The organism is Indolivaga capnocytophagoides, assembly GCF_036511535.1.
In the GTDB taxonomy this organism is placed as follows: Bacteria; Bacteroidota; Bacteroidia; order Bacteroidales; family Dysgonomonadaceae; genus Dysgonomonas_A; species Dysgonomonas_A capnocytophagoides.
This window is the reverse complement of record NZ_AP028867.1, coordinates 516,091-532,928: the sequence shown is the minus strand read 5'-3', so window position 1 is coordinate 532,928 and position 16,838 is coordinate 516,091. Positions and strand designations below refer to the sequence as shown.

General features: G+C 36.0%; 14 protein-coding genes. 9 read left to right on the top strand and 5 right to left on the bottom strand.

Going from position 1 to position 16,838, the window contains the following annotated elements; all coding sequences use genetic code 11:
• From AABJ51_RS02355 to AABJ51_RS02345, 3 genes are all read left to right on the top strand, one after another.
• Window positions 1-1,563: a sigma-54 interaction domain-containing protein gene (locus AABJ51_RS02355; protein ID WP_338374249.1), complete on the top strand. Its 1,563-nt coding sequence runs from the start codon at window positions 1-3 to the stop codon at window positions 1,561-1,563.
• Window positions 1,564-1,615: 52 nt separating this feature from the next.
• On the top strand, window positions 1,616-2,524 hold the full coding sequence (locus AABJ51_RS02350; protein WP_338374248.1) for a helix-turn-helix domain-containing protein: 909 nt from the start codon (window positions 1,616-1,618) through the stop codon (window positions 2,522-2,524).
• A gap of 83 nt (window positions 2,525-2,607) precedes the next feature.
• Window positions 2,608-3,594 (top strand): aldo/keto reductase, encoded by a 987-nt coding sequence (locus tag AABJ51_RS02345; protein ID WP_338374247.1) that lies wholly within the window; start codon window positions 2,608-2,610, stop codon window positions 3,592-3,594.
• A 47-nt stretch (window positions 3,595-3,641) separates the two neighbouring features.
• On the opposite strand, the gene AABJ51_RS02340 is transcribed toward AABJ51_RS02345, so the two are convergent.
• Genes AABJ51_RS02340 through AABJ51_RS02330 form a run of 3 tightly spaced genes read right to left on the bottom strand, consistent with a single transcriptional unit; the run spans window position 3,642 to window position 7,366 of the window.
• A complete protein-coding gene (locus AABJ51_RS02340; RefSeq protein WP_338374246.1) occupies window positions 3,642-5,723 on the bottom strand; it encodes an LTA synthase family protein in 2,082 nt (693 codons plus the stop codon).
• A 13-nt stretch (window positions 5,724-5,736) separates the two neighbouring features.
• The gene (locus tag AABJ51_RS02335) at window positions 5,737-6,615 is read right to left on the bottom strand and encodes a diacylglycerol/lipid kinase family protein (RefSeq protein WP_035331281.1); all 879 of its coding nucleotides are present in this window, start codon (window positions 6,613-6,615) and stop codon (window positions 5,737-5,739) included.
• 46 nt (window positions 6,616-6,661) lie between these two features.
• Complete coding sequence (locus tag AABJ51_RS02330) at window positions 6,662-7,366, bottom strand: phosphatase PAP2 family protein (RefSeq protein ID WP_026625672.1); 705 nt, start codon at window positions 7,364-7,366, stop codon at window positions 6,662-6,664.
• Window positions 7,367-7,780: 414 nt separating this feature from the next.
• Here AABJ51_RS02330 and AABJ51_RS02325 point away from each other — a divergent pair, with 414 nt between their 5' ends.
• The 6 genes from AABJ51_RS02325 (at window position 7,781) to AABJ51_RS02300 (ending at window position 13,135) form a co-directional block, all read left to right on the top strand.
• Window positions 7,781-8,200, top strand: a complete 420-nt coding sequence (locus AABJ51_RS02325; RefSeq protein WP_026625671.1) for an EamA family transporter — start codon at window positions 7,781-7,783, stop codon at window positions 8,198-8,200.
• 7 nt (window positions 8,201-8,207) lie between these two features.
• Window positions 8,208-8,882, top strand: coding sequence for a response regulator transcription factor (locus AABJ51_RS02320; RefSeq protein WP_026625670.1), 675 nt, complete (start codon window positions 8,208-8,210; stop codon window positions 8,880-8,882).
• The gene (locus AABJ51_RS02315; RefSeq protein ID WP_338374244.1) at window positions 8,870-10,177 is read left to right on the top strand and encodes a sensor histidine kinase; all 1,308 of its coding nucleotides are present in this window, start codon (window positions 8,870-8,872) and stop codon (window positions 10,175-10,177) included. Before AABJ51_RS02320 ends, AABJ51_RS02315 begins: the two co-directional genes overlap by 13 nt.
• A gap of 345 nt (window positions 10,178-10,522) precedes the next feature.
• The gene (locus AABJ51_RS02310) at window positions 10,523-11,653 is read left to right on the top strand and encodes a universal stress protein (protein ID WP_338374243.1); all 1,131 of its coding nucleotides are present in this window, start codon (window positions 10,523-10,525) and stop codon (window positions 11,651-11,653) included.
• Between the two features lie 238 nt (window positions 11,654-11,891).
• Complete coding sequence (locus tag AABJ51_RS02305; protein WP_338374242.1) at window positions 11,892-12,524, top strand: outer membrane beta-barrel protein; 633 nt, start codon at window positions 11,892-11,894, stop codon at window positions 12,522-12,524.
• Window positions 12,525-12,565: 41 nt separating this feature from the next.
• The gene (locus tag AABJ51_RS02300) at window positions 12,566-13,135 is read left to right on the top strand and encodes a hypothetical protein (protein ID WP_338374241.1); all 570 of its coding nucleotides are present in this window, start codon (window positions 12,566-12,568) and stop codon (window positions 13,133-13,135) included.
• Window positions 13,136-13,695: 560 nt separating this feature from the next.
• Here AABJ51_RS02300 and AABJ51_RS02295 read toward each other — a convergent pair.
• Together AABJ51_RS02295 and AABJ51_RS02290 are read right to left on the bottom strand one after the other, a co-directional pair.
• A complete protein-coding gene (locus tag AABJ51_RS02295) occupies window positions 13,696-15,702 on the bottom strand; it encodes a retaining alpha-galactosidase (RefSeq protein ID WP_338375923.1) in 2,007 nt (668 codons plus the stop codon).
• A 7-nt stretch (window positions 15,703-15,709) separates the two neighbouring features.
• On the bottom strand, window positions 15,710-16,831 hold the full coding sequence (locus AABJ51_RS02290) for a glycoside hydrolase family 26 protein (RefSeq protein WP_338374240.1): 1,122 nt from the start codon (window positions 16,829-16,831) through the stop codon (window positions 15,710-15,712).
• Window positions 16,832-16,838: the final 7 nt, after the last annotated feature.

Sequence of the window (16,838 nt, the reverse complement as noted above, 5' to 3'; positions counted from 1 at the left end):
ATGCTTTGTGAACGAATCAGGAGGAATTGTTACGTTGAAACAGATTTAACATTCCTTGTCAACATCAGTAATACAATAAGCCACAGCGAAGACTTATACAAAAGTCTGGAATCTGTACTAAAAGAGTTGTGCAAATTTCTGGATGCACAATACAGTATGATCACCATTATCGATAGAAACTACGACCGTATCATAATCAGTTCAGCATTTGGATTAACTGATGAGGAAAAGAGCAGGGGTGTTTATAAAATGGGAGAAGGTATTGTAGGTGAAGTAGTACAATCCGAAAAACCCGTTGTAATTAAAGACATATCTAAGAACTCCAAATTCCTCAATAAAACAGGAATCAAACATAAAGACGGACAATTAATGGCATTTTTATGTGTTCCTATAATTATCAAAAACGAAATAACAGGAACATTAAGTATTCACAAGACACACGCTGATATGGCGGATTTTTCGCCGGAAGTAAAATTTCTGAGTATTGTAGGAATGCTTATTGCTAAAAATGTTTCGATACGCCGCAAGCAGATTGAAGAGCTCGAAGAATTACGACGTGAAAACCAATGGTTAAGAACGGGAAAAACTTTCAAACCCGACAATATCGTCGGGAACTCATCGCTAATGAGAGACCTTTATGCACTTATCGAACGTGTTGCTCCAACAAACAGCACGGTAATGATAAGAGGCGAAAGCGGAGTCGGTAAAGAACTGATCGCTGAAGCCATACATAATAACAGCACGAGGAAGTCTAAACCTTTTATAAAGGTTAATTGTTCGGCATTACCCGAAAACCTGATCGAAAGTGAATTGTTCGGTCATGAAAAAGGAGCATTCACAGGAGCAAGCACCCAGCATATAGGACGTTTCGAAATGGCAAACGGCGGCACTATTTTTTTAGATGAAATAGGAGATGTTCCTCTCTCCATACAGGTCAAATTACTGAGAGTTCTGCAACAACGACAGATTGAACGAATAGGTTGCAATAAAACCATAAACGTAGACGTACGTATTATAACCGCTACAAACAAGAATCTCGAGGAGATGATCAAGGCTAATTCTTTTCGGGAAGATTTTTATTACCGGATAAATGTTTTTCCTATTTATGTTCCGGCGTTACGTGAACGCTGTGCCGACATTCCAATTCTTACCGATCATTTCATTTCGAAACTGAATCAACGAAACGGTACAGATATAAAGCGGATAACCGGAGGTGCCTTAGACATGCTCATGATGTATTCGTGGCCGGGCAATATCAGAGAGCTTGAGAATGTTATAGAACGGGCTATGATACTTTCTACCGATAATGTAATACATTCGTACAACCTACCCCCTACTCTTCAAACGGGTGTATCATCCAATACGGTAAGTAAAGGGGCTCTGTTCAATGTACTGGAAAGAGTAGAAAAGCAGATGCTTATAGATACTCTCATACTTATGCAGGGAAATATAACAAAGTCAGCCGAACAGTTAGGTATAACACGCCGTATCATGGGGTTATTAGTAAATAAACACCAGATAGATATAAAGAAGTTCAAACACCTGTCTCATGAAAACAATTGAGATTTACAGTGCACAACACTAGAAAACAATTTGATATTTATAAATTTGCACTATGCAACAGATTCAGACCATCCATGATTTTTATAAAAGTCTTTCCGAGATAGCTGATATCCGGATCGATAGCGAAAGTGCAGGTTTATTCAATGTCTTTCCGCGCCGTTATTGCTCTCCTACGGCCTCATTTCATCGTCGCGATTTCTATAAAATTTCATTAATAACGAGAGGTACAGGCATTATACATTTTGCCAATGACGAATTTGTAATAGACCAGCCAGCATTATTCTTTTCCAATCCAATGGTAGCACATTCATGGGAACCCACATCCAATGAGCAGGAAGGATGGTTCTGTCTGTTTTCTGAAGAGTTTATACAATCATGGGATCATTCTTTTTCGGTGAAAGACTATCCAATGTTCCGGATAGGAGAAAACCCTGTAGTATTTCTTGATGACGAAGCTTTAAATGATGTAGCATATATCTTCAGGAAGATGGCTCTGGAAATGAATTCCAATTACATATATAAGTACAGTAAATTACGTAATTACTTACAAATTATAGTTCATGAGGCATTGAAACATTATCCCGAAATAGGGTTAAGAAATAAACAATTCGATGCAGCACATCGTATTACATATCGGTTTATGGAATTGCTCGAAAACCAATTTCCAATAGAGAACACCGATATGCCCCTTAGAATGCGAACCGTTCAGAATTTTGCGGAATGTCTGTCGGTTCACGAAAATCATTTAAACAATGTAGTGAAAGAAGTTACCGGAAAGAATCCCTCTCAGCATATCGCATCCCGGATCACAGAGGAAGCGAAGGCACTACTCAAAAATACCGATTGGACAATGTCTGAAATAGCTTACAGCCTGTTATTTGAATACCCGTCTCATTTCACAAGTTTTTTCAAAAAAAATGCTGGTATATCCCCCAAAGAGTATAGAAATAAAATTCTTTGATTTTTATAAAAACACCTTTGATATATCTGTCCCAAGTCTTTATATATCGAATTAACTTTGCAATATCTAAAATTTATGAAGTTATGAAATACAGAGAATTAGGGAAAACAGGCGAACAAGTATCCGCTATAGGATTGGGATGTATGGGTATGTCTCATGTGTATGGAGAACGAAATGACGAAGAAAGCATCGCCACACTACACAAAGCATTGGATCTGGGTATAAATTTCTGGGACACTGCCGATTTTTACGGCAACGGCGAAAATGAAAAATTAATATCGACCGTTTTACAGCCAAATCGAAATAAAGTATTTATTGCCACAAAATTCGGATTCAAATACTCCGGAGAGAACCTTCTTGCAAGTACTTTCGATGGTTCTCCCAAATGGATGAAACAGGCAATAGAATTAAGTCTGAAACGATTAAAAACAGACTATATTGATCTTTACTACACCCATAGGGTAGATCCAAATATTCCAATAGAAGAAACTGTAGGAGCGATGGCCGAACTGGTGAAAGAAGGAAAAGTTCGCTATATCGGATTATCTGAAGCATCACCGACTAGTATTCGCAAGGCAAATACAGTTCATCCGATAGCTGCTTTACAAAGTGAATACTCTTTGTTAACCAGAGATGTTGAGGCTGAAATATATCCTCTAGCATCAGAACTCGGAATATCGCTTATCCCCTATTCCCCGCTTGGAAGAGGAATGTTTACCGAAAATTTTGATGTAAGTACTTTTAAGCCGGATGATATCAGGTTTCAGCTGCCTCGATTTCAAGGTGAACATCTGATTAACAACCAACGGTTAATGGAAGAACTGTCTGAATTTGCACATGGAAAGAATATAAATCCGTCGCAATTAGCTCTTGCATGGATTTTGGCAAAAGGTGATAATATTATTCCAATACCGGGAACTAAAAAATGTAAATACCTAGAATTAAATGCTCTGGCAGTAGATGTTACATTAGACAAAAAAGATATTACGGAAATAGAATCTATCATAGCCAGATACCCTAATACAGGAGATCGTTACACAGCGGAATCCTTAAAGCTGGTAAATAATTAAGGTCTCTGATTGAAGAAAAGAAGCAGCCTGAAAGAATGTTCAGGCTGTTACTTTTTACCATAATCTACAGACTGATAATTAGCTACAGCTTGTTTTAATAAAATCGAATCAATTTTATTAACTGTCTTCATTTCAAACTGATAATTATCCGATGGCATCACCTTATACTGCTGCACTTTTTTTACCGGAGATAATATTGTGAGAATATTGTCTGTCCAGTAACCCAGATTTTGATAAGTGGCAACAAATGCTTTAGGCTCATATTCCGGCGAAAAGATATTCTTTCCATAGAATTTAGAATTATATGAAAAGTGAAGTAATCCGAAAACAGTTGGCATCAAGTCTATTTGAGATACTAACGCATTCACAACTTGAGGCTTGACAAAACCCGGAGCATAAATCAATGCAGGGATATGGTATTTATCGAGTGGAATTTCTGTTTTACCTGCACTTGACGCACAATGATCTGCCACTATTACAAAAACAGTATTATCAAACCACGACTGTTTGCGAGCTTCATCCATAAACTTACCAATTGCATAATCGGTATATTTCACTCCTCCATTCCTCGACTTGCTGTTTGAAGGAATGTCTATTCTCCCATCCGGATAGGTAAATGGACGGTGATTACTTACTGTCATAATATGCCCGAAAAAAGGTTTTCCTGTTTTTGCATCTTCAGTAAAAATCTTTATCGCTTTGCTATACATATCTTCGTCACAAACTCCCCAGATATTACTAAACGAAATTTCGTCTTGCGTAAAATTACTTTTGTCTATAACGGTATATTCGTTGCCCGAAAAGAATGTGCCCATATTATCAAAGTAACTATCTCCTCCATACATAAACTGAACAGTATAGCCCTTATTCTTCAACACTTTCCCGATCGAAAAAAGATTGGAATTATCAGGACGCTTTATGATACTTTCGCCGGGACTCGGAGGAAGACACAAACTTAAGGCTTCTAAACCTCTCACCGTTCTGTTTCCTGCAGCATATAAATTATTAAAGACAAGACTCTGATTCATCAGTTTATCCAAATTGGGTGTCAAATTTTCTGTATTACCGTATTGTTTCAGAAAAGATGCACTTAAACTTTCAACTGTTATGAGAACGATATTCTTATGAATTTCAGGCAAAGAATCACGTATCTCTTGTAAATTATCGGAACCTTTACTCTTATATATATCATTAATTATATCCTCCGCACTTTTTTGGCGTATGGTTATATAGAAATCTGTATAACTTAATTCGCTATTAACAAATGCAAGACAAAATTTATAAGATCCGTTTGCTTGAAGTTCATTGACAAAAACGTTACTCCGATTCTGAAAACGGACATTCAGATTAAGCACAATGAAAGCAATACCTGTCAGAAGAAAATATACAACGGATAACCCTGCTTTATATAGGGTTGATGCGTATTTATTAAATAAACTCCGCTCTTTTCTAACCAACAAATAGGTGATGACACCCGATACTAAAAGTAAAACTGAAAACAGAGGGATAATAGGATATGACTCCATAATATTACCGATAACTTCATTTGTATAAACAAGATAATCGACAGCTATAAAATTATATCTGACACCAAATTCGTCCCAGAAGAAATACTCTCCGATAGCAATAAATAAAATACAGACGACATATACGTAAAATACAAAATAATAACAGATAGAACTCCAGGTCTTCCGTATCCGGGGAATAAAAAGCCTTAATCCGAAACTGATAAATTTATAAGCAAGCACTCCTTTTACAATCTTGGGAACAGCACTTCCGTACTCATCAAAAACGGTATTAAAAAAGAGAACATACCCCAAAGCAATGCCTATCAGAGAAAAAAGCAGATATCCCCAAAGATAAGTATATTTCTTATCCGACATAAAACTAAGACAGAGCCACATAAAAAAATAGCCAATAGTTATAATACATAGATCGTTTATAAATCCAAACAGAAAAATCTGTACCCATTCTAACAGAGAGAAATTAACAAGTGACTGCCCATTGGTTATCAACACAATACGTGTAACAAATCCGACTACAACATATAAGAGGGCTAATTTAAAAAAAGGCAATACATAAAACCGCCCCTTTTCCGGGCTTTGAGCATTCATCCAGTTACTTATCATATTTTTAGGGAATCTATGGGACCAATACATTAAGTCCTTTATGAATTATTTCGACATTGATATTTTTACTTGTATATATGGCATTTCCATCTAAATGCATCACTCCATCAGTTTCTCTTTCTATGGAGGCTGTACAGCAAATAAGTTCGTTCAACTTAGGATTATCATTTATCCGCTTAGTAAACATCTGCAAAGCGGCTCTAGGAATATCGACCGCTGATAAAGGATCTAAAATAGAAATATTCATTTTACCATCGCAGATATCAGCATTAGGTGCGATATACGCATTGTTTCCGTATTGGGAAGCATTTGCACAGGTTATAGTAAAGGCTTTACCATGAAAGTTTCCGGCAGAGGTTGTTACCCGATAACTCTCCGGCTTAAAGTTTCTGAATACATCTATCATATTCTTCGCATACATCATAATCCCCCGCTTCTTCTGGTTAAGGGATTTTTCACTTACTTCCGCATCATATCCAACCCCGCATGTACAGAAAAAAAGATTGCCGTTGGCTATGCCGTAATCTATTTGCTGCACTTTATTCTGTTTGAATATATCGATAGCCCTGGCTATATTCATAGATATATGCAGATGTCTGGCAAGTCCGTTACCCGACCCGTGAGGTATAATTCCCAAAACAGTATCCGTACCGACCAAAGCTCTTGCAACTTCATTTATTGTTCCATCTCCCCCTACTACTATTACATAACGGACGCTACGTTGTACAGACTCCAATGCAATTTCGGTAGCATGATGAGGATATTCCGTATAGAAAAAGTGAAAGTCATATTCGCGGCTTAACTTTTTCAAACATTTTATTACATAGTCTTTTGATTTAGTTCCCGAGGTTGGGTTTATTATCACATTTATCGAACTTTCGGAATGTTTCATTGCTTGAATTTTAAGGTCACAGACCTATTTAACTAAGAGTTTACTTCTACCAGACTTTCACATGAGAAAGAAAAACAATCAGCCACTCACTGAAAAAACAAAACAGAAAAATATAGCTGATAAAAACAATCGACATAAAAGTGACCTGATTTCCTGAATAAATGACTGAAGGAGAAGCCTCTTTTGTTTTGAATATCTTTTTAGTTGTAAGTACATATAATCTGAACACAGAATATCCTATAAGAGAACCGAATACAGCTCCGGCAAAAACATCCGAGATAAAATGAACACCTAAATAAATTCGGGAATAAGCCATAATCGCCGCCCAGATAAAAATAAATATAGTATATACTTTATTTTTGAAAACCAATGAAGTAAGCATTGCAAATCCAAATGCATTAGTAGCATGCCCCGACATGAAGCCATATTGTCCTCCCGTATATCCATACAGGGTTCTGACATGATCCATAATTACAGGATAGTGAGTTGGTCTGAGACGGGCAAACGTCGGTTTGACAAAACCCGAAGAAAACTGATCGCAACAGATAAATAATAATATAATTGCGATCAGAAGAGGTAGCCATTCTGTCCATTTCTTTTTATATACAAGCCGGAATATCAGAAAAGCAGCTATTGGAATCCATATCACAGAGCCGGAAAACAACCACATAACACAATCGGTAAAGTAAGTATGAGCACCATTGATCAGAAAAAATAAATCTGTTTCGTATGGCAAAATACGGTCTAACATAATCGGTTTCTATTTTGTAATCGTGGTTCAAATATGGCAGTTCAATTTTGTAGGAATTTAGAATAATGACAGATCGGAATATTAAAAATGTTAAATTCTAAATTTCTCCAAAATCCGTTAGGTAACTTTAGGTTTTTAAATTTAAGGTCAGAAGTGTTTTCATGGATTAAGGGCCAGACCTATTTACGGCTTTAGTAAGTATCCTGAACCTGTCACAACTTGAAAATGTATCATTAAATACTTTCATTTACTTAAGACAGGTCTGTAACTGCTATATTTATCTATAAGTAAAACAGTGAATGAGAAATAAAGGTAACAGGTATAAAAGAGGGATTCCCATGTAACCTTTGTTACCTTTTAAATAAAAAAAGGTCAAGAAGAGTAGTTATAAGAAAAAACAAACAATTTCAGAATATGTGGAAATGGTATGCAATATTATCAGCTGTGTTTGCTGCATTAACGGCTATATTTGCAAAAATAGGAATCAAGAATGTAGATTCTAATGTGGCAACAGCTATCAGAACATGTGTAATATTATTTATAACATGGGGTATTGTACTGGCCGGAAACGAAATTGGATCGATAAAAACACTAACAAAGACCAACTGGATATTTTTAATCCTATCAGGAGCAGCAACGGGATTATCCTGGTTATTTTACTTCAAAGCATTACAGCTTGGCAATGCTTCGAAAGTAGCACCGATAGACAAAATGAGTGTCGTATTCACGATATTTCTTTCTTTCATTATATTGAAAGAACCTGTAAGTTGGAAAGTCATATTAGGAGCGTTATTAATAGCGGGAGGTTCTCTGGTGATATTAACAGATAAATGAATATACTATGAAAATACTGATCATCGAGGATGAAAAGGAATTATCTCAGAATATAAAGAAATACCTTTCTTCGGAAAACTATATCTGCGAACAGGCTTATAATTTTGAAGATGCTCTGGACAAAGTGTCTATATATAATTACGATTGCATTCTCTTAGACCTAAACCTTCCAGGAGGGGATGGCTTGAAAGTGCTGGAGGAAATAAAGAGACAGGGCGTCGACAGCGGTATCATTATTATTTCAGCCAGAGGTACACTCGATGACAGGCTTGAAGGTCTTAAAATAGGTGCAGATGATTATCTATCCAAGCCGTTTCCTCTATCGGAACTGAGTATGCGAATATACGCATTACTGAGGCGAAAACAGTTCTCGCACAGTAATACCCTCAAATCTAACAATATAAAAATAGATCTACTAGGAAAGAAGGTAATAGCAAACAATCAGGATATATTACTTACAAAATCGGAATATGAACTACTCTTGTATTTAGTAAGCAACAGCAACAAGGTTATTTCCAAGAATGCAATTGCCGAACATCTGTCGGGAGATATGGCTGATATGCTCGACAGCCAGAACTTTGTATATGCCCACATCAAGAATCTGAAAATAAAACTTGCCGATGCAGGTTGTGCCAATCATATTAAGAATATTTACGGAACAGGCTATCAATGGGAAGAGTAAAAAGTTTATTAAGAAAAAGCATGGGGCAGTTTACTATATCTACTGTCATTATATTAACATGCTGTTCGCCTTTGCTCTTTTTCGTCATGAAACATTTTTATGCCGAAGATCTTGACGAACTTATTATATTCAGAAGTGATGAATTTGTGGCAGATCATTTATCTTCTTTTACTATTGATGAGATTGATCACTGGAACAAGTATAATGAAGACATGCAGATATTCCCCTTATCCGCCATATCAGACATTAATATTACCGATTTACATCATTCTTTAAATCACGTCATTGAAAAACCATTCTATAATAAAGCAGAAGGTCACGAAGTAGACTATAGGGTTTATTATCAAAAAATACCGATACAAGGTGAACCTTATATTCTGATGTCGCGTATTGCCATGATTGAAGATGATGATCTGGCTAGAACTCTTGTAGGACAATATGGTATTTTATTTATAGTATTATTTGTATGTATGTTTGTTGTTCTGAGAGCTATATCTAAAAGATTATGGAGACCCTTTTATGATAGCTTGTCTAAAGTTGAAAATTTTGATATTGATAAAGGTAACACCCCCCAATTCGAACAGACCGATACGATAGAATACAATCGGCTAAACACAATATTACATAACTTAATATCCAATAATCTAAAGGCATATAATCAGCAGAAAGAGTTCGTTCAGAATGCTTCTCACGAACTGCAGACACCTCTGGCTGTGTTTCAGAGTAAACTGGATGTCTTTTTACAGGAACCAAACTTATCGGAAGAGCAAGTCGAAACAATACATTCTTTATACGATATCCTTTCGCGTCTCACAAGGTTAAACAAAAATCTTCTTTTATTGGCTCGATTAGATAATAATCAATTTAAAGAAACCGAAGAGATAGATTTCAACAGACTTTTATACAAGCAACTCGGTAATCTTACGGATTTAGCCGAAAGCAATGGTATTGTAATATCTGCAGATATCGGAGGCCATACGATCTTATCAGCAAATAAAATACTATTGGAAAGCCTTATAAATAATCTTATTGTAAATGCAATCCGTCATAATACGGAAGCTGCGGATGCCAGGATTATCATTAGAGTTGATACTAATTCGTTTATTATAGAAAATACCGGAGAAAAGACAGCATTAGATACAGACAAAATATTCAGAAGATTTAGCCGGACTTCAGAAAACAAGAAAGGGAACGGTCTCGGATTATCTATCACATACCAAATCTGCAAATTACATAACTGGCAAATAAAATATCAATATATCGATAATATGCACCGTTTTGAAGTATTGTTTTGATTTGCATTTATATATGTCCTATTTTTCCGACACATTATTTATAGATAAAGAAATATAAGCAAAACTAAGACAACAACAAGAAGGCAGTATTCATCTTATCAATAGAATAGCTTGTTCTTTTGAATTCTGAAAACAGAACATTTCAATGGAACTATCTGCATCGCTAAATTATTAATACGGTAATAATTACCAAAGACTGAAAAACCATATCAAATGTCCTATTTTTCCTCTTAATTTAGGCTGAAGTATCATAAAATATTCTATTTTTGTATAGACGAAAGCTAAAAAAACCTACCTTTATTACAGAGAGCTGTAAATTTAATTATAACCAAATTATAAAGAGATATGGAAGATAAGATTATAACTTTAGCTATACATACCAAAGAAAAAGCCTTTAAGCTAAAAGAAGTTCTGGAAAGCAGAAACATTCCGGTTTATCTGGAAGAATTAAGCCAGAATGATTATGTAGGCGATACTGCAAAAGGATATGCCGTAAAGATTAAAGAATCGCAGATCTCAAAGGCATTGACAATTATCGAAGAGAATAAATTATTCAGTTATAATGATATGCAAACCCTGAAAATGGATGATGGTCGTAAACGGATACTTGTAGCTGTCGATTTTTCGACCTATTCGATGAAAGCATGTCAGACAGCCTTCAGTATAGCAAAGGAATTAGATGCTAAGGTAAAGATATTGCACGTTTATAACAATATCTATTTTCCCACTCAAATTCCATTCGCAGATGCACTAAAGAATGATGGAGATATCAGCATTCTGGATAAATCAAGAAAACAGATGCTTGATCTGTGTGTCGAAATAGACAAGAATATCGAAGCAGGTAAGTTCCCATCCGTTAACTATTCTTATTCGTTAAGGGAGGGAATAGTTGAAGAGGAAATAGAAAGCTTTATAGAAGAATATAAACCCATGCTGTTAGTACTTGGTAAAAGAGGTACAAATGACAACAGGACAAATATTTTGGGGAGTGTTACCGCCGATATCATAGAAATGACGGATATTCCGGTTTTGGCAATTCCTGAAAATTCTTCATTTGAAGGAGCAAAAGATGTCAGACATATCGCCTTTTTCACGAATATACATCGTCGGGATATATATTCGTTTGACTATCTGGTAAACCATCTGCTACCTTACAAAGGTCTCAAAATTACCTTAGTTCACATAATTACCGATGCACGCAATGGTAAATGGTCTGAGTCAGACTTATTAAAACTGCAAGAGTCTTTCACTCAGAAATATTCAGATATGAACATTAGCTATAAACTAATTAATGAGACCGACTTTGTACAAGGAATAAAAGACTTTATCGAAACGGAAAAAGTAGACATAGTAGCTGTAAACACCCAACGTCGGAGTTTATGGGGCAGAATGTTTTTACCTAGTAATTCCCGAAAGATACTAGCCTCTTTAAATGTAGTGCTGCTAACCTTGAGAGGAGAAAAAGGATTGTTCTGACAAGATTTCTCTATTTTTTTAGATATATAATCTTTCAAACTAGGTACCAAGCCGTATAGTTTGAAAGATTTTTTTATGATACACTAACAATAAGCAAAAACGTCTAAAACAGAAATACAAACTTACGAATAAAATAGAAAGTCAAAATTTCGTCTACAAAAACAGCTGGTTTGTCTCAAATCTACAGAAGACACTCATTACACGAATATATTTGTCACAGATTAATAAATGCAAGTATATGAAAAAAATTATTTTGGTATTTATTCTATTATTAGGATTAATAACAGAAATAAATGCACAGGATACCTCATTTGGTCTAAAAGCTAATGGGAGTATGACAAACATTAAATCAAAAAAATTAAGAGAAAAGAAGAATAATTTCGAACCAGGAATCACTGTTAGTGCCTTTGCCCACATTGAATTTAGCCCTAATCTTGCAATACAACCTGAACTGTCAATGAGTTATACTGAAGGCAAAATCAGATTCGGATATAAAAGATTCAAATATGAATACTCATCTGTAGAAGTTCCAATATTTGTATTAGGGCAGTTTGAATCCAACAGTGGTAAATTTTTCTTTGGCCTAGGTCCAATAGTTGGATATGGATTTGACTCTGAAGATGCAAAATGGAAAATAGGAAATTCCTCAGGTTACGACTATGATTGGCCTGGTTACTGGGATGGGTATATAAGAATGGGGCTTAATCATTGGTATGGAGGAGGTGCTGGAATTATTGGCTATGAACTTCACAATGGTGTAACATTCCAAGCCGAATATCGAGGTCTGAAGGATCTTCGTTCTAATAAACGGAACAGGTCTAAGATAGACATACATACTATAAGCTTCGGTATAGGCTATCGTTTCAAATAATAATAACATCAATTTTAAATACTCAATCATAACAATATAACATGAAATCACTAATTAAAACTATTTTAGCAATACTAATTGTAGTATCATCAGCAACCTCTTTATCTTGCAAAAAAGATTTATTTGACGAAAAGCGATCCGCTACATTAAACATCCATCCATCAAAACAAATAACTGGTGAAAGTGGCATATTTTCGGCTGAAAAAGAAATCTCCAAAAACGATATAAGCAAAGTCGACAAAGATTGGGACAAAATTCTAGACATATGGCTCAAAAGTTCTCAATTCAGAATGGAAAGTAAAAATCTACAATCTGGAGATTTAGTCCAATTAGAAATATCCTGCAGCGATGTATCTGAAAGATACAATAAGACAATTACAGTTGAGAAACTAAACGAGACATACTCAGGTATTACCCTAGGTATAGATCAGGACAGTGAATATAAAACCTTTATGAATAGTGTATTTAATGAAATGAAATCAAAAAAATCACTAAACTTCAGAGTACAAGGAATAGTCATGGATAAATCAGAATCTCCTTTATCTAATATAGAGCTTGATATTACCATTAATAATAAATTAGAGATCAAAGTAAGGTGGTTTACCTCGTAAAAAGTTCACGTATGATTATATTAGCAACTATATTAGTTTTGGCTCTGATAAGTTGCATATCTGCATGCTATTAAGCTAATTAATAAGGGGTTGTTCTCAAAGTGCTTACAGTTCCGATTGTCATTATAGATAGACAATGAATATACAGACAATTATCCCCTTAATAGTCCTCATCTGAATATGGGATGGTAGACTTTTGGAACACCCCTTTCTCTAACACGAAATATTTTCCAGATTCTAAAGACTTACTCTTACCTATACCATTTTATTCTTAACATCGATCGGGACATGCCCGTACATCTGTGATATAGAATTTAACAACGGCTTCGAGATACATCTCCTAATTTTTATCTTATTACTTTTTAGACCTAAGCCCCTAAAGGAAATCTACCTGATACCAGGAAATTTGCTTTAGGGGGGTAGGATTATTTAGGAAAAGGTTACAAAAGTTACGTCGAAACTAACTTTTTACGTCTGTTACTATTTTTCTTATAAACTATAATTACTCGTACCTGCAAATCAACTTAGAGTTATTCTGACTATAGATAAAATTGTACAAATCAAATCTTCGATATCTTCATGGCATAGCCACCACCGGGAGCCATATTTATCTTCAATTTACGATCGGAAGGCACAGGAATCTCTATCTTTTTATAGTCTGATGCTACCCTATGAGCATTTTTTCCATCCTGAAACACTTCAGCTTTGAAGTTTCCTTCTCCCAGAAAAGACAAATCTAAAATCAGTTCTCTCTGATCCCAATTAGTTAAAGCTCCCAAATACCAGACATCACCCTTTCGGCGTGCTAACGTCAAATATTTAGCTATCTCTCCGTTCACACTTACCGTCTCATCCCAAACTGTCGGGATATTTGCGATAAATCGGGTACACTCATCTTCTTTCATATAATTAGAAGGATTATCGCAAAGCATATTCAATGGAGATTCGAATATAACGTATTCAGCCAATTGACGGGTTCTCGTTCCTTGACTCATGGGTTCTGAGTTTACCGGAAAGTAATTGTCTTTGGTAGCATTCCTCATGGCCCCCTGAGTATAATCAATAGGACCTGCGACCATACGGATAAAAGGCATAGTAACATCATACGTCACCTGATCGACCGATGACGGAGACCATTTCATCTGCTCAAGCCCGTGAACACCTTCGAAGTTAATAACATTAGGATACGTTCTTTGCAATCCTGTAGGCTTATATGTACCGTGAAAATCGACCAACATCTTATATTGGGCAGCTACCTGTGCCGCCCGATGATGAAAATCGACCATTATCTGATCATCCCTGTCCATAAAGTCGATCTTAAACCCTTTGATTCCCATTTCGGAATAATGTTTGCATACACGTTCCAAGTCTTTATTAAAGGCATAATAACCTGCCCATAGTATAAGGTCTACATTCTTGCTTTTAGCATATGCCACAAGTCCGGGCAGATTTATTTCAGGTAGTACCCGAAATAAATCGGACTGAAGATTCACAGCCCATCCCTCATCCAGAATAACATATTCAATACCATATTTCGAAGCAAAGTCAATGTAATATTTATAAGTATCGTTATTCACTCCTGTATAGAAATCAACATTTTTCAAATTCCAGTCATTCCACCAGTCCCAAGCTACTTTTCCGGGTTTTACCCACGAGTAGTCTATGCTTTTATCAGATTCAGAGGCCAATTTGTAGACCATATCGCTGTTTGCCAGCTCTGCGTCTTTTTCCGAAACTATTACCGCTCTCCATGGAAACGAGGTCTTTCCTTCACACTTTGCAATATACGATTCATGCGATATAACCTCATCTTGCAACATATTATGCCCTCCTTGCTTTGTAGTGGCGGGATATGGAGCATAGACTCCTATCAAACCATCTGCACCATCTCTATTATACAGGAACATACCCGGATAATTTAAAAGATCAGACTCAGCAATACAGACTTTTTTGCCGTTTACACCTTCCACTACCAGAGGTGAGAAAGCCAGCCGTTTTTTATTCCATTCAGCTAAAGGAATATGTTGATATGTGTTTTCAAAGGAGTTATAATACTGTTTTTCGAATGTATCTTTAGCTCCATTGCGGTCATCTACATAAGGAATATATGCTTTAGAGGCATCAGGAAAGTTAAATTCAGCTTGCTCGTTATTCACAATAAAGGACTGTTTCTTATTAGACACAAACCGATAAGCTATACCATCATTATAAGCCCTGAAGCTTATAGAATAATCACCTTTAAAACGAAGGATCAACTCATTATAATTATCTACGACCTTGTTTTTTTTATAAACAGGAGCATCTATAATTGTATTCACTGAACGGGTAGACGATCCTGCTAATTTAGAATCGATACCGAAAGATATTCCATCCGCCAAATTCATAGATATGGCAGATGGTAATAACATGACATCTCCCTGATGAGATACCGAATAATGGATTGTTTTACCAACAACAATATCTGCACTCAGCTTCGAATCCGGAGATTTCAGCTGAAAACTCTTCTGAGCATATACTGCCATGAATGACAGAGATAAAAGTAAAAGGAATAAATTAAGTCTTCTCATCATTAATTCACTTTATATCATTGTTCATTAATATATTCTTCTGATCGACGAATTGTTTGAAATCATTTTCGGCTGCATGTCCCTTGAAAGGAACATAATAATGATGAGTGCTGTTTCTTTCCCATGCATTACGCCAAAACAGTATCCACGCAATCTTATACTTACTGATAATAGGATGAACTACCTGTGTGAAATAAGTAGTATCCGGAATGCTTTCCATGCCGGTTTCTCCGATTATTGGCAGCTTACCCGATTTCAGAGCATAAGACGTTACTGTATTCAGATTACGCTCCATTGCCTGTTTATAGCTTTCGATCGATGCGGAATCCTTACCAGGCACATAACAGTCATATCCTACTATATCGACATAATCGTCTCCCGGATATCTTTCCAGAAAATGAGCCTCATCATTTGTCTCTGATGGAGAATATGCGTACAGCAGGTTATTCACTTTTTTTGTATCTCGCAGATAATCAACGGTCATAATCCAAAATTTTTTATATTCTTTAGGAGTACATTGCTTTGCTCCCCACCAAAACCAATCTCCGGTATGCTCGTGATACATTCTGAAGATAACAGGTATAGCATTGCCGTCATCATCTTTTAAACCCAGAAAGAAATCGGCGACCCGATCCAACCATGTCAAATACTTGGCATGGTTAACTCCCTCCGGTAAAACAGACCTCACAACCGAATCCTGAGCACAATCCCACGCTGTATTACCGGTAACAATATTATCGCCGTGCCAGCTTGCTGTGGTTATACCGCCTCGTTTATAAGTCTGTTCAATATACCTTTTCATATCCGAAAAATAAATAGAATCTAGATTTACTTCAGCTCCAATCTCTATGTGTCCGAGTTCCCAACCGATGACTGCAGGATAATCGCCGGTCACATCTTTAACATCAGACCGTCCGTTTTCTTTGTACCACCCATGCCCGTATGCCAGATCATCCTGATGCCCCAGCATAATGCCTTTATCCATACCTTCAAAAAGTTTGTTATATAATGCAACCGTTTCGGTTGTAGCATTACTATCAATGGGCTGTTTGGAGAATGTCTTGCCTTGTGGTTTACATGCCATAATAGCAGTACATAAAATCGAGAATAATATTAGTTTTTTTTTCATGTCAATT

What these genes read in the sequence shown, in the direction of transcription:
- AABJ51_RS02325 (WP_026625671.1), top strand. Translation starts at nt 7,781, where the DNA reads ATGTGGAAATGGTATGCAATATTATCAGCTGTGTTTGCTGCATTAACG.
- AABJ51_RS02300 (WP_338374241.1), top strand. Translation starts at nt 12,566, where the DNA reads ATGAAATCACTAATTAAAACTATTTTAGCAATACTAATTGTAGTATCA.
- AABJ51_RS02315 (WP_338374244.1), top strand. Translation starts at nt 8,870, where the DNA reads ATGGGAAGAGTAAAAAGTTTATTAAGAAAAAGCATGGGGCAGTTTACT.
- AABJ51_RS02340 (WP_338374246.1), bottom strand. Translation starts at nt 5,723, where the DNA reads ATGATAAGTAACTGGATGAATGCTCAAAGCCCGGAAAAGGGGCGGTTT.
- AABJ51_RS02330 (WP_026625672.1), bottom strand. Translation starts at nt 7,366, where the DNA reads ATGTTAGACCGTATTTTGCCATACGAAACAGATTTATTTTTTCTGATC.
- AABJ51_RS02320 (WP_026625670.1), top strand. Translation starts at nt 8,208, where the DNA reads ATGAAAATACTGATCATCGAGGATGAAAAGGAATTATCTCAGAATATA.
- AABJ51_RS02345 (WP_338374247.1), top strand. Translation starts at nt 2,608, where the DNA reads ATGAAATACAGAGAATTAGGGAAAACAGGCGAACAAGTATCCGCTATA.
- AABJ51_RS02350 (WP_338374248.1), top strand. Translation starts at nt 1,616, where the DNA reads ATGCAACAGATTCAGACCATCCATGATTTTTATAAAAGTCTTTCCGAG.
- AABJ51_RS02355 (WP_338374249.1), top strand. Translation starts at nt 1, where the DNA reads ATGCTTTGTGAACGAATCAGGAGGAATTGTTACGTTGAAACAGATTTA.
- AABJ51_RS02290 (WP_338374240.1), bottom strand. Translation starts at nt 16,831, where the DNA reads ATGAAAAAAAAACTAATATTATTCTCGATTTTATGTACTGCTATTATG.
- AABJ51_RS02305 (WP_338374242.1), top strand. Translation starts at nt 11,892, where the DNA reads ATGAAAAAAATTATTTTGGTATTTATTCTATTATTAGGATTAATAACA.
- AABJ51_RS02335 (WP_035331281.1), bottom strand. Translation starts at nt 6,615, where the DNA reads ATGAAACATTCCGAAAGTTCGATAAATGTGATAATAAACCCAACCTCG.
- AABJ51_RS02310 (WP_338374243.1), top strand. Translation starts at nt 10,523, where the DNA reads ATGGAAGATAAGATTATAACTTTAGCTATACATACCAAAGAAAAAGCC.
- AABJ51_RS02295 (WP_338375923.1), bottom strand. Translation starts at nt 15,702, where the DNA reads ATGAGAAGACTTAATTTATTCCTTTTACTTTTATCTCTGTCATTCATG.